The 13,100-nt window shown below is 33.2% G+C and carries 13 protein-coding genes and 1 pseudogene; 3 read left to right on the top strand and 11 right to left on the bottom strand.

Annotated features, from left to right (window positions below; all coding sequences use genetic code 11):
* Window positions 1-6 precede the first annotated feature (6 nt).
* The gene (locus ABDW27_RS15560) at window positions 7-279 is read left to right on the top strand and encodes a hypothetical protein (protein WP_343696736.1); all 273 of its coding nucleotides are present in this window, start codon (window positions 7-9) and stop codon (window positions 277-279) included.
* 92 nt (window positions 280-371) lie between these two features.
* On the top strand, window positions 372-1,184 hold the full coding sequence (locus tag ABDW27_RS15555) for a mechanosensitive ion channel domain-containing protein (protein WP_343696735.1): 813 nt from the start codon (window positions 372-374) through the stop codon (window positions 1,182-1,184).
* 7 nt (window positions 1,185-1,191) lie between these two features.
* Here ABDW27_RS15555 and tsaB read toward each other — a convergent pair whose 3' ends face one another.
* From tsaB to ABDW27_RS15520, 7 genes are all read right to left on the bottom strand, one after another.
* A complete protein-coding gene (gene tsaB, locus ABDW27_RS15550) occupies window positions 1,192-1,863 on the bottom strand; it encodes a tRNA (adenosine(37)-N6)-threonylcarbamoyltransferase complex dimerization subunit type 1 TsaB (RefSeq protein WP_343696734.1) in 672 nt (223 codons plus the stop codon).
* Window positions 1,864-2,152: 289 nt separating this feature from the next.
* The gene (locus ABDW27_RS15545; protein WP_343696733.1) at window positions 2,153-3,445 is read right to left on the bottom strand and encodes an efflux RND transporter periplasmic adaptor subunit; all 1,293 of its coding nucleotides are present in this window, start codon (window positions 3,443-3,445) and stop codon (window positions 2,153-2,155) included.
* Between the two features lie 6 nt (window positions 3,446-3,451).
* Window positions 3,452-4,837: a TolC family protein gene (locus tag ABDW27_RS15540; RefSeq protein ID WP_343696732.1), complete on the bottom strand. Its 1,386-nt coding sequence runs from the start codon at window positions 4,835-4,837 to the stop codon at window positions 3,452-3,454.
* Window positions 4,838-4,917: 80 nt separating this feature from the next.
* Entirely contained in the window at window positions 4,918-6,036 is a 1,119-nt protein-coding gene (locus ABDW27_RS15535) for an efflux RND transporter periplasmic adaptor subunit (protein WP_343696731.1), read from the bottom strand.
* A gap of 38 nt (window positions 6,037-6,074) precedes the next feature.
* Entirely contained in the window at window positions 6,075-7,340 is a 1,266-nt protein-coding gene (locus tag ABDW27_RS15530; RefSeq protein ID WP_343696730.1) for an ABC transporter permease, read from the bottom strand.
* Between the two features lie 2 nt (window positions 7,341-7,342).
* On the bottom strand, window positions 7,343-8,587 hold the full coding sequence (locus ABDW27_RS15525; RefSeq protein ID WP_343696729.1) for an ABC transporter permease: 1,245 nt from the start codon (window positions 8,585-8,587) through the stop codon (window positions 7,343-7,345).
* A complete protein-coding gene (locus ABDW27_RS15520; protein WP_056204476.1) occupies window positions 8,580-9,281 on the bottom strand; it encodes an ABC transporter ATP-binding protein in 702 nt (233 codons plus the stop codon). The genes ABDW27_RS15525 and ABDW27_RS15520 overlap by 8 nt, the downstream gene beginning before the upstream one ends.
* A gap of 178 nt (window positions 9,282-9,459) precedes the next feature.
* Between ABDW27_RS15520 and ABDW27_RS15515 the strand changes: the two are divergent.
* Window positions 9,460-10,867 (top strand): annotated as a pseudogene (locus ABDW27_RS15515) (DUF4403 family protein).
* A 13-nt stretch (window positions 10,868-10,880) separates the two neighbouring features.
* Here ABDW27_RS15515 and ABDW27_RS15510 read toward each other — a convergent pair.
* The 4 genes from ABDW27_RS15510 to ABDW27_RS15495 are packed head-to-tail and all read right to left on the bottom strand — an operon-like array spanning window position 10,881 to window position 13,038.
* The gene (locus ABDW27_RS15510; protein ID WP_343696728.1) at window positions 10,881-11,147 is read right to left on the bottom strand and encodes a hypothetical protein; all 267 of its coding nucleotides are present in this window, start codon (window positions 11,145-11,147) and stop codon (window positions 10,881-10,883) included.
* Complete coding sequence (locus ABDW27_RS15505; protein WP_343696727.1) at window positions 11,137-11,679, bottom strand: DUF420 domain-containing protein; 543 nt, start codon at window positions 11,677-11,679, stop codon at window positions 11,137-11,139. Before ABDW27_RS15505 ends, ABDW27_RS15510 begins: the two co-directional genes overlap by 11 nt.
* 1 nt (window position 11,680) lies before the next feature.
* Complete coding sequence (locus ABDW27_RS15500) at window positions 11,681-12,370, bottom strand: SCO family protein (RefSeq protein WP_343696726.1); 690 nt, start codon at window positions 12,368-12,370, stop codon at window positions 11,681-11,683.
* Window positions 12,371-12,381: 11 nt separating this feature from the next.
* A complete protein-coding gene (locus ABDW27_RS15495) occupies window positions 12,382-13,038 on the bottom strand; it encodes a hypothetical protein (protein ID WP_343696725.1) in 657 nt (218 codons plus the stop codon).
* Window positions 13,039-13,100 lie beyond the last annotated feature (62 nt).

The raw sequence follows: 13,100 nt of genomic DNA, 5'->3' as shown, positions 1-13,100 counted from the left end.
AAAGCCATGGGATTATCATCATTTTTCAGTAATTTATTCGGTTCGGCTAAAGAAACCACACAAGATTTAGCTGTTGAAGCCGAGAATACTTTTGAAGAGGTTAAAGAAGCCGCAGAGCCTATAATAGAAAATGCGGCTGAATTAATAAGCGATGTATTTGATTCGATAAAAGAAGTTATTTCAGAAAACACAAATGCAGATTACGAATTAGTTTCTGAAACTGTAGTTGATGTAAGCGAAGACGGAGTTACAGAAACCGATTCTGAGGAAGACAAGTAACTGAAACTATTTTCGCATAAAAATAAAATATATTTATATTTGCAAAAATTAATATACCTTCTCTTTGAGAAGGTTTTTTTATACACAAAATTATGTACATCACTCCAGAGCAGCTAAGCAATTACGCAGCAAGATTTATAAACATTTTAATTGATTATTCGCCAAAGTTAATCTCTGCTATTTTAATTTTATTTGTTGGTTTATATGCCATTCGATTAATCAACAGAGTTATCAGAAAAATAATGGTTAAGAGAAATCTTGACCCAACATTGACAAAATTTCTTGCCGATATTTTATTATGGGCACTTCGAATTTTATTGTTTGTAACGTTTATTTCAAAACTCGGAATTGAAACTTCTTCGTTTGTTGCCATTTTAGGAGCAATGGGTCTTGCTGTAGGTTTATCGCTTCAGGGCTCACTTTCTAATTTTGCCGGAGGAATGCTTATTATTGTGTTTAAACCATTTAAAGTTGGTGATACAATTGAGGCACAAGGCGTTATTGCAACAGTTTTAGAAATCCAGATTTTTGTAACTAAAATGCTTACGGGAAACAATCAAACGGTTTTTATTCCTAACGGAGCTTTGTCAAACGGAACGATTATTAATTATTCTATGCAGGGAGAAAGAAGAGCTGATTTGACATTTTCTGTTTCTTATGATTCTGATATTAAAAAAGCCAAAGACATTTTGTTAGAGGTCTTAAATAAAAATCCAAAAGTTCTTAAAAAGCCTGCGCCAGAAGTTTTCGTAAAAAATCTATCAGCTAGTTCTGTAGATTTTGCTGTTCGTCCGTGGGCAAAAAATGCAAATTACGGAGCCGTATTTTCAGAAACGCTGGAAGATTGCAAAACAGCTTTAGATGAGGCAGGAATTTCTGTTCAGCCGTTTACACTTCAAAAATAAAATTTGATTATTGCTTTTTAGGCAGAGTCATCATAAAATCTTTTAAATAATAAGGTTCAAAATAAGCGACATCAACGGTGTCGCTTTTTTGATATTTATCGTAACTGATCTTACTCATTTCGTTTGCCGAAGGATATTTTATATCTTCTAAAAAGATGAAATTGTCTTTAGTTAAAACTGGTTTGCATTTCTCTGCACAATCTCCTACGAAATATACTTTTTCTGAATATTCAGCAAAAGAATCTTTTGTAATAATTTCAGCCTGAATTGTTCTTTCAACTTGTAAATCAGAAGTGAAAATTTCACTGTAAACTTCCATTCTTCTGGCATCAAGCATTGAGATAATTTTTCCGTCAGAAACATTTGCTTTTGATGCTAAAGTCTGCAAAGTATCTACAGCAATCAACGGAATGTTTAAGGCAAAACATAAACCTTTTGCTGCTGAAACCCCAATTCTCAAACCTGTATATGAACCCGGCCCCTGACTTACTGCAATTGCATTTAAATCCTGAACTGAGATTCCAGATTCTGTAATTACTTCTTCAATAAAAACGTGAAGTTTTTCAGCATGCGAATATCCTTCTTCTGCAATTTCTTTACAAAGAATAGTTTCTCCGTTTTTTGCAATTGAGACTGAACAGTTTTTGGTAGCGGTTTCGATGTTGAGAATATAAGCCAAAGAGATAAGATTTTTGGTTAAACTATCTAAAAAATTACAGCAGCAAAAGTAAGGCTTAATAGCCAAAATAAAAGAAATGCCACTAATAAATTTGCTAATAAAAAACTTATATATAGAATCAATTTTTTTCCTATTGAAAAATATATAAATTCATCACTATAATATTTTGTTTTATAAGTACTATAATGTCCCCATATTAAATATATAACGGCACAAATAAAACCTCCGAAAAAACCAAAAAAGAGGTCTGCAGAAGGTCCGCTATACAATGCAGTGGTCATAATTAAAATTACTTTTTAGGAGTATCTGCTGATTTGCGTTTTACTTTATCACCAGAATTTAATTCTTTTGATACTGTTGTATAAGGTCCCGTAATAACTACATCTCCCGCTTTTAATCCAGACATTACTTCGATATTGGTATCGTCCTGAATTCCGGTTTTAATGATTTTAATTTTAGCCTTATCTCCTACTTTTACAAAAACACATTCTAGCTTTTTGTCTTTTCTTGGAGCGGCTTTTTTATCTTCATCCGGTTCTTCAACCGCAAAATCTTTTACAGCCGTAGTATCCGATTTTACTACAACCGCACTAATTGGCACTGCCAGAACATTATTTTTGGTCGTAGTTATAATATCAACCGTAGCTGTCATACCTGGCCTAAAAGGTGAATACGCTTCTGGTTTTCCTTCTAATAAATCCTGATATGATTCTTTTAAAATACGAACTTTTACTTTGAAGTTTGTTACCTGATCTGAAGTTAAAGTTGTACTTGCAGAATTTGAAATACTGGTTACAACTCCTTTAAATTTCTTTTTTAAATAAGCATCAACTTCAACATTAGCTTCGTCTCCAATCTTAACTTTTACGATGTCATTTTCATTTACATCAACTTCAACTTCCATGTTGTTAAGATTAGCCACTCTTAAAAGCTCAGTTCCTGCCATTTGCTGAGTACCTAAAACACGTTCGCCCAACTCTACATTTAACACCGAAATTGTACCATCTGCAGGAGCATAAATTGTGGTGCGTCCTAAATTATCTCTGGCTTCTGTTACAGATGCCGAAGCACTTTGAACATTATAATAAGAAGATTGTTTTGTGGCTTTTGCAACTTCATAAGCTGAAACAGCTTTATCCCAATCAGATTTTGAAATTACGCCTTTATCGTAAAGCGTTTTATTACGCTCATAATTCGCTTTTGCTTCTTTAAAACTGGCTTCAGACTGCACTAAACCGGCTTTGGTTCCTGATAAATTGGCCACTGATCTTTCTAAACCGGATGTATATAAATCCGGATTTATTTTTACCAGTAAGTCTCCTTTTTTTACAACCTGGCCTTCTTTTACGTTTAATGCAATAATTTCGCCGGAAACCATAGATGAAAGTTTTACTTCGATTTCAGGCTGGATTTTTCCTGTTGCCGAAACCGTTTCAACAATAGTCGAAGCAACTACTTTTGATGTTTCAACTTCTTTGCCTTCATCTTTGTTTCCTATTACTCCCGCCTTAGAAAGCCCTATTAATGCAACAATAATAATTACGGCTAAACCAATTAGGTAGTAAACTGTTTTTTTCTTCATAATGAATTATTTTGTAATAATTGGAACGATTGGAATTCCAAAATAAAATTCAAGTATTTTTATTTTAAACATATAATCGTACTTTGTTCTGATAACATCAGATTGTGCGTTTGTAAGCAGGGTTTGCGCTTGTGTAAAATCAAATGAATTCATCAACCCAACATCATACTTTTCTTTAGCATAATTATATGCCTGCTGTCTTGCTTCTAAAGTAACCGTAGCTGATTCATAAGTATTTAAAGCTCCTTTTGCATCTGTAAAGGCAGTGTATACGTTACGTTGCAAATCTAAACTTTTTTGCTCTAAATCTATTTTAGATTTCTCTAAACTTACTTTATTTCTTTCGACATTGTTTTTTACAGTGAAACCATTAAATATCGGAACACTTAATTGCAAACCAAAATTATGTCCTTTATTATCACTAAACTGTTGGAAAACCGGATTCGGACCTGCATAAATTGGATTTCCTGCACCATCTGTTCCAATTAATCTGTCACTGTAACTTGCACTTGTACTAAATTGATAAAAACCTCTTAATGTTGGCTGATACGCTCCTCTGGCAATAGAAACATTTTTCTCCGCAATTTCCAGATTCGTTTGTGCTAGTTTTAGCTCTGTTCTGGTTTCTTTGGCTTTATTATAAATATCAATTGGACTTTGCGCCATGATATTGTTCTCGTCTTTTGCATTTGTGTCGTCAACTACGTCAAAATCTGCAAATTCTTTTAATTGTAAAAGCTGCGCTAAACTTAATTTTGAAATCAGCAAACTATTTTCAGCAACTGTAATATTTTGTTTATCTGTAGCAACAGTCGCTTTTAAATCGAATAAATCCCCACGAGGAATTGTTCCTGCATTTACCATTTCTTCAGAACGTGATAAACGCTTTTCATCTATAGTTAACTGTTCTTGTCTTACTTTCAGATTTTCTTTATTTGATAAAATCTGCAGAAAAGCATTTGCCACATTTAATGAAATATCTTCCTGCATTTTCAGCAATTGATATTTTGATGCTACAATAGCAAGGCTGGCTCTTCTATAAGCATTTTGATTTTGCAGACCTTTGTAGATATCCACATTTGCATTTACTCCCAATGAAGAATATTGAGTTGTTTGCGTAGTTGCAATATTGGTAACCGGGTTAACGTTCAAACCAATATTCCAGGAATGCGAAGCATTACCATTTACCGTAGGAAGGTAACTCCCTAACGCTCCCCTTTTATCTATATCGGCTGTTTTAACATCTAACTCAGATAATTTAATCGTGATATTATTATCTAATGCATATCGTACACATTCTTCGAGTGTCCATTGCTTTGTTTGAGCGTGACCGGTTAATCCAAAACCAAACAACATCGCAAAAACAAGACTATTATATTTATTTATTTTCATATATTTTGAATGAAAGCGCAGTAAACGGTTCTACGCAAATTTAACATTTTTTAAAACCAAAAACTCTTTATAGACTCAAATTACTTTTTCTCTTCTTTTTCGTCAATTAAACCCTGATTCCAGATTTTTATTTTATCTGTGTTTTTAATTCCGCTTTTAACCTGAACATAAATTCCATCGCTTACGCCAAGAACTAAATCTCTTCTTTGGAATTTTTGATATGAAGTTTCAACTTCTACATAAGGTTTTTGAGTTTTTTTGTCAAACTGAACTAATGATTCTTTTATAGCCATAACTTTATCAGCTTTTTCAAGAATGATAGATGCATTTGCACTTAAACCGGCTCTAATAAATGTTTCGTCTCTATTTTCTAATCTTGCTTTTATTTCAAACTGAATTGCTCCATTTTCTACAACTCCTTTTGGTGCAATATCTGTCAAAACTGCGTCGAACTTTTTATTTTCTATAGCTCCAACTGTAATTTCAATTGGCATTTTTTCTTTGATTTTTCCAACTTCAGATTCATCAATTTTTCCAATAAAAATCATTCTTCCCACATCGGCAACACTTGCAATTGTAGTTCCTTCGTTGAAATTATTACTTTCGATAACCTGATTTCCTACTTTTACAGGAACTTGTAAAACCATTCCGTTTACCGTAGAACGAATTAATGTATTTGCATAACTTCCTAATGAAGAAGTTGTTCCTGTTTTTACAATATCTAAACTTTGTTTTGCTGCAAGGTAAGTTTGTTTTGCCTGATTGTAAGCAACTTGAGCAGCATCAAAATCATTTGCTGAAATTACATCTTTCTCAAACAATGTTTTTTGTCTCTTGTAAATTCTTTCTTGATTATCTAAAGCAATTTTAGCAGTCTGAACCTGATTTTGAGTACTGCTTACGTTCGAAACGTTGGCAACAACTCTAATTTTAGCAATCATATCGCCTGCTTTAATCTTTTCTCCAGCTTTGATATAAACTTCTTCAATAATACCTGAAATATTTGGTTTGATTAGGACCTCTTCATCAGGCTGAATATTTCCAGTCGCAATTGTATTTTTTACGATTGTTTTAATCTCTGCTTTCTCCGTTTTATAAATAATTGGTGATTCCTGGTTCTTTGCGTACAAGTAGTAAAGTGCGCCAAAAAACACAATGGCAATTAAAATTAAAATGGTTACGGTTACTCCTTTTTTCATTTTGTTTTCGGTTTAATCGATTATTTTGATTGATAATTTTATTCTGTTCGTAAAGCATCTACCGGCTTTACATTAATTGCGGTCTGCGCCGGAATAAATCCTGCCAGCAAACCTGATCCTACTAATATTATTAAGGCAACAAATACAACTCCTAAATCTACGCTTGGATTGGCAAACATAGTATCGTTTCCGGGCGGCATAGAATCAAGAGCTAAATTTAAAAGCGCAATAATTCCGGTTGCAACAGCAATGCCGAACATCCCTGAAATGATGGTTAAAAATATTGACTCAGTTAAAATTTGTGATCTAATTGCTCCCGGAGTTGCCCCTAAAGCTCTTCTGATTCCAATTTCTTTGGTACGTTCTTTAACTACAATAAGCATAATGTTTGAAATTCCGATTACTCCGGAAATCAGGACTAATGTCCCAACGAAATACGCTATGATTTTTAGAATATTAAATAAGCTCTGTACTTTATTAAACTGTTCGTACAAGTCAAAATTTCCAACTGCTCTGTCATCTGCAGGGTTTATAGAATGAAGCGATTTTATTATTTCTAAAATTTTAGGTTTTAGATCTGTAATAGAAGTTTCATCTTTAGCAGTAAGCGCCATCCATCCTACTTTATCTCCGTAATTAAAAGCCTGCTGAAAGGTTGTAAACGGAATAAAAATGTTTTTTTGTTCCTGTTCTGCATTTCCTCCCTGTTGTTTCGATTTATAAACACCAACCACCATGAAATTTATTCCGTTAATTTTGATGTACGTTCCAACAGCTTCTTCTTCTTTCCCATACAATTCGCTGATAACCCCTTTCCCGATTATGGCTACTTTTCTTTTATCCTGAATATCCTGCTGATTTATAAATCTGCCCTGAATAATATCCATTGGCTGCTGTTTAATCAGTTCCGGGTAATCTCCATAAATGGTAAATGCCGAAGTTTTTGTTCCGCGAACCACGTTATTTGTTCCGTTAAAATCCCCTAACTGATTTCTTGGCGAAACATATAATAAATCTGGCAATGCCGCTTTTAATGCCGCTACATCACTATTTCTAAAATCATAGCGGCGTGTTTTTGGCAGTCCTTTATAAGCTTTAGAAGTCGTTTGGCTCCACATAAACATGGTGTTTGTGGCAATTCCGTCAAATCCTTTTTTAATTCCGTTTTCTAAACCATTCCCTGCAGCCAATAAAATCACCAAAATAAAAATTCCCCAAAATACACCAAAAGCAGTCAGAATAGTTCTGAAGGGATTCGCCGTTAAGGCCTGTAAAATCTCATCCCAATTATCTTTTTTAAACATAATTATTCGTCTCTAAGTGCTACAATAGGTTTAATTTTGGCTGCTCTGTATGCCGGAAAAAATCCCGCTAAAGCACCGGCAAATACAAGTAAAAACAATGTTGTTAATGCCACATTGAAATCTACTTCAGGATTTCTAAAATACTCACTCTGCACCATCGGACCTACAAATTCTAACAATGCCAAACTTGCCAAAAGTCCTGTAAAACCAGCTATCGTAGTAATAAAAATAGATTCGTGAAGTATCATCGTAATGATAGAAAATGGAGACGCACCTAATGCTTTTCTAATTCCAATTTCTTTTGTTCTTTCTTTTACAATAATCAACATAATATTACTCACACCTACAACACCGGCAATAATGGTACAAATACCAACCCACCAGAAAAACAGTCTTATGTATAAATTCAAATCATAAAATTGTTTGGCATCTTTAACAGAATTATATGCTCCAATTCCGCTGTCATCTTCTGGAGCTACAATATTTTTACTTTTCAACAAGTTTTTTAAATCCTGCGTAAACTTTTCAGATTGTGCCAAAGCTTCATCGTAATCGTTTGTCTTTTTCATCGTAAAAAACATATTACTGATTTTATCTCCTGCTCCAAAAGTTCTTTGTACCGTTGTCAAAGGCAGATAAGCTCTCGCTTCTTCTCTTTCTCCTCCCGGATCTGTAAAAATTCCTATTACTTTAAAATTGATATTATTGATTAGAATTTCTTTTCCAAGTGCATCCTGATCTTTAAACAAATCTGTTTTTATTTTCATCCCGATAGTGGCGACTTTTTCGTTGTTTTCTAAGTCTTTACTATTTACATAACGCCCCTGAACTATCGTTAAATTCTCAATTCCGCCATAATCAGGATTAACGCCTCTGTATTGGTAATTGCCATTTTCTTTGCCGTAAGCAAATTGTGCTCCCCAATAATTTTGTGTAGAAGCTCTTAAATCTAATTTATCTTCAAATTTCTGAACTGATTGATTATAATCGCTATTTCGAAACTGAATCTGTCTTCCCGGATTTAAACCTTTATACTCTTTTGTTGTTGTACCTGGCCAAACCTCAATAATTCCGGCAGCATCACGCTCGAATTGTTTTTCAATACCATTTTGAAGACCTTTTCCTGCTCCCAGCAAAATCACCAAAATGAAAATCCCCGATGCTACAGAAATTCCGGTTAAGAATGTTCTTAAACGGTTTTTTGAAATAGCATCAAATATTTCCTGCCAACGCTCAATATTAAACATAAGATGAAGCTCTAACTTGTTCTACTAATTTATCATCGATAATTAATCCGTCTTTCAGGACTACATTTCTTTTGCACATTGCGGCAATATCCGGTTCGTGTGTAACGATCAAAATTGTTTTTCCTTCGTCGTTAATTCCCTGAATAAGCTCCATAACTTCATAAGAAGTTTTAGTATCTAACGCTCCTGTTGGCTCATCGGCCAATAAAACTTTTGGGTTTGATGCCAATGCTCTTGCGATAGCCACACGCTGTTTTTGTCCTCCCGAAAGTTCGTTTGGTAAATGGTGAGAATGCGATCCTAAACCTACTTTTTCAAGATATTTCATCGCTATATCATAACGTTCTTTTCTTTTTACACCCTGATAATACAAAGGCATTGCAACATTATCGAGTGCCGATTTGTAATTAATTAAGTTGAAAGATTGAAAAACAAATCCTAAAAATTTATTTCTGTATTTTGAGGCTAAAGTTTCGTTTAATTTTTTAATTGGAGTTTTGTCTAAAGTATAACTACCAGAATCGGCTTCGTCAAGAATTCCTAAAATATTTAAAAGAGTCGACTTTCCAGATCCTGATGATCCCATAATCGCTACTAATTCTCCTTCGGCAATATTAAAATTAATTCCTTTCAACACATGTAATTCCGAACTTCCCATTTTATAGGACTTGTGCAAATCTTTAATTTCGATCATGGTATTGTTAAATTTTTAAAACAATAATAATATATTTTATAAGTAAATTATGATAATAAAACGTTAATAATTGTGTTTCATTATCTAAATAAGACGGTAGTTATTATCAAATGTTACACTTTCCCTGAATAATTTAATTGTTTTCTTAATTTTGCTTCACCTAAAAAAATCATTAAATATGAAGTTTTTTTCTACAATCTCAATGTTTATCGCAGCTGTAGTCCTTGTAAGCTGTTCTACATCACAAAAATTAGAAACTTTAAAACCAGAACCAGACGATGCAAGTCCGTTAATTTATGATGCTAATCCTTCATTTATAAATCTGCCTATCACGGTTAAATTAAATGATATTGAAAATCAAACCAATACTATTTTAAATGGCTTGATTTACGAAGACAATAATATTGAAGATGATGATATTGAAATGAAAATCTGGAAACAGGCTCCTATAAAAATTCAAAATGATCCTGCCAATCCGGATAAAAAAATAAAAACAATTCTGCCTTTAAAAGCCAATATCAAATATAGAATTGGCACCAAAAAACTAGGCGTTGAACTTTATGATACCCGGGAATTTAATTTAAACGGCGTTATTACTTTATCAAGCGAGGCTGCTTTAACGAATTGGAAATTAAATACTAAAACTGAATTCAAATCTTTAGACTGGAACGAAAGTCCAACGATGACTGTTTTTGGGAAAAATATGCCGATTACCTATTTAATCAATCCGGCAATTTCTATTTTTAAATCTAAACTGGAGCATAAAATTGATGAAGCTATTGAAAAATCAATGGATTTTAAACCAAACGTTTTATCGGCTTTAGAAAAAATCTGTACGCCATTTCAAATGAGCGACACGTATGAAAGCTGGCTGAGAATTGTTCCTATTGAAGTTTATTCAACGAACGCCAAACTTAAAAACGATTCTTTTTTGATGGAAATGGGAATGAAATGCAACATGGAAACTATTGTTGGCAAACAACCGGAATCGAAATTCAATACCAATAAAATTGTTTTAAAACCAGTTACAAAAATTCCTAATCAAATTTCTGCCAATATTGCTCGCGATTTCAAGCTATGTTGATGCGTCAAAAATTATGACCAAGAATTTTGCCGGACAAGAATTTGGTTCAGGAAGCAAAAAGGTTACCGTGAAAAATGTTTCTATTTGGCATAAAAACGGCAAAATGGTTATTGCACTCGATGTTTTAGGCTCTGTAAACGGAACACTTTATTTGAATGGTTTTCCGCAATACAATCCGCAGACAAAAGAGATTTATTTTGACAAACTGGATTACGTTTTAGACACAAAAAGTAAATTAATGCGCACGGCAAACTGGCTCGCTCAAGGTTTTGTTTTAAAGAAAATGGAAGAAAGCTGCCGATACTCGATTCAGCCGAATTTAGAAGATGGAAAGAAAAACATGGCAGCTTACCTGAAGAATTATTCACCAATGCCCGGCGTTTTTGTAAACGGAAAAATGGAAGATATTCAGTTTGATAAAATCCAATTAACCAATCAGGCCATAATAGCTTTTATAGAAATAAACGGAACGGTTAATGTTTCAGTAAACGGATTAAAATAAAAAAAAGGCAGAATTAAACTTCTGCCTTTTTCTTTTTAGATCGGTACATCTTATAAATAAGAAAACCTATTATTGCTACGAGTAAATAAGGGATAATCATTAAAAAAACAATTCCGTCATTTACAGCTTCTGCTTTTTTTATGTTTGAATCTCCTGCCAGCGCCGCGCGGCACATTGCACATTGCGCATTGGCCGAAATTCCAATTAGGAAAACACAAATTCCAAGTATTAATCTTTGGATTTTGGAATTTGTTTTTTGGATTTTATTTTTAGTATACATAATACGGAGAAATCATTAAATAAACTATAACACCTGTAACCGCTACATATAACCAAAGCGGAAATGTTATTTTTGCTATCTTTTTATGTTTGTCAAACTTTTGTGCCAATGCTCTTACATACGTTATTAAAACCAATGGAATGATCGCAATAGACAACAAAATGTGAGTTACTAAAATGAAAAAGTATACATATCGAATAACTCCTTCTCCTCCAAATTTAGTCGAATCTGAAGTCATATGATACGCTACATACATTACTAAAAAAGCAACCGATAACGCAATTGCAAAAGTCATTAAACGCTCATGCAGTTTAAGTTTTCCATTTTTCACGGCAATAACTGCCCAAACCAAAACTATTGCCGTAATACCATTTGTTGTGGCATAAATAGGAGGCAGAAACGAAAGCGGCTCTACATTAACTCCAAAATCTTTCAGTTTAATACCAAAAAGTATGGCTACCACCACTGGTATAATAATCGAAACCGCAACGATATATTTATTGTATTTTTTTTCTAATGAATTGTCTTCCATCTTATTCTCCTAATAATATTTTTATGTCTTCCTGAATGTCTCTAACTCCTTTTTTGTCTAAACCATCGTAGTAAATACTTGGGTTACCAAATTCATCTTTTCGGCAGCGAATGTTTCCATTTTTGTCAATTAAAGCAAATAATCCTGAATGTTCAAAACCTCCGCTTACTTTTGAATTTTCACCTGCATAAAGGTTAAATCCTTTATTTGATAAATCCATTATAGTATTTCTGTCGCCAGTTAAAAAGTTCCAGTTTGATGATTTTACTCCTAATAATTTAGCATGTTCTTTTAAAACCTGAGGCGTATCATGAGTTGGATCAATCGTAATCGATACAATTCCGAAGTTTGGATTTCCAAAAAAAGTTTTTTCAATTTCCAGCATGCTCAAATTCATCTTCGGACAAATTGAAGGACATGTCGTGAAGAAAAACTCTAAAACATACACTTTCCCTTTATAGGTTTCGTTTGAAATCTTAACATTATCCTGATTTGTTAATTCAAATTTCGGAGCTTTTCCAATCGTTAATAATTTCTCGTCTGTTTTAGAATTTTTAGAATCAACATTATCTAAACGATTTCCTTTTACAACATCTCCGTTTTTGATTCTATCAACAATTTTTGGTACTGCGTAAATTCCGAAAATCAAAATGACAAACGAAATCCCTATGTAAGATTTATTTTTGAACATTATAAATAATTTTAAAGTTGTTTTGTGGCATTGTGGTTCTTTTTAAGAGCTGCTCTGTACTCGTATAAAATGATTTTAAAATCATCCAGCATTTCATTGCTCAATTCAGATGGATGAAAAGTATCGTATCCTTCTTTGTACTCTTCTTTCTGATCTTTGTTTCCACCTTTACGGCCTCTTAAATTTCTTTCTTTATCAACAATAAAAACGTTTGATGTTCCGAGTTTATCGTTTAATTTTCCTTTTAAGTGAAGCTGATTATAAAATTTCTGAATTTCTTCCGGAGAAGCAAAAACGAAATTCCAGTTTTTAACGTCTGTAAATGGTTTAAGAGCATCAACAAGTTTTTGAGCTTCATTTTCTGTTCCAAGCGGACATAAAACTACAAATTGAAGATCTTCAAAACCATTATAGCGTTTGTAGATTTTTTCATTAAGATTGAAATAGTTTCCTCTGTTTTCCAGAATATTTGAACCGGAAAAACCAAGAACTGTGATTTTTTTATCAAGAGAAACTTTTTTGCCATTAAGAGATTTCCAATTTCCAAAGTCGGCAATTTTTGGAGTGATTACAGGGAGTTTTGTAAAACTATTTACGCCCGAAGCAAAAAACAAATAGGCAACAATTGGTAAAACAAAAAGCGCAAAAAGAACTATATTTTTTTTCATTGTTTTAACGGAAGATTTTGAGGTACAAAAATAAAAAAAGCTCCGTTAAACGGAGCTTCTTT

This window comes from Flavobacterium sp., from assembly GCF_039595935.1.
Taxonomy (GTDB): domain Bacteria; phylum Bacteroidota; class Bacteroidia; order Flavobacteriales; family Flavobacteriaceae; genus Flavobacterium.
This window is presented reverse-complemented; position numbering and strand designations above follow the sequence as displayed.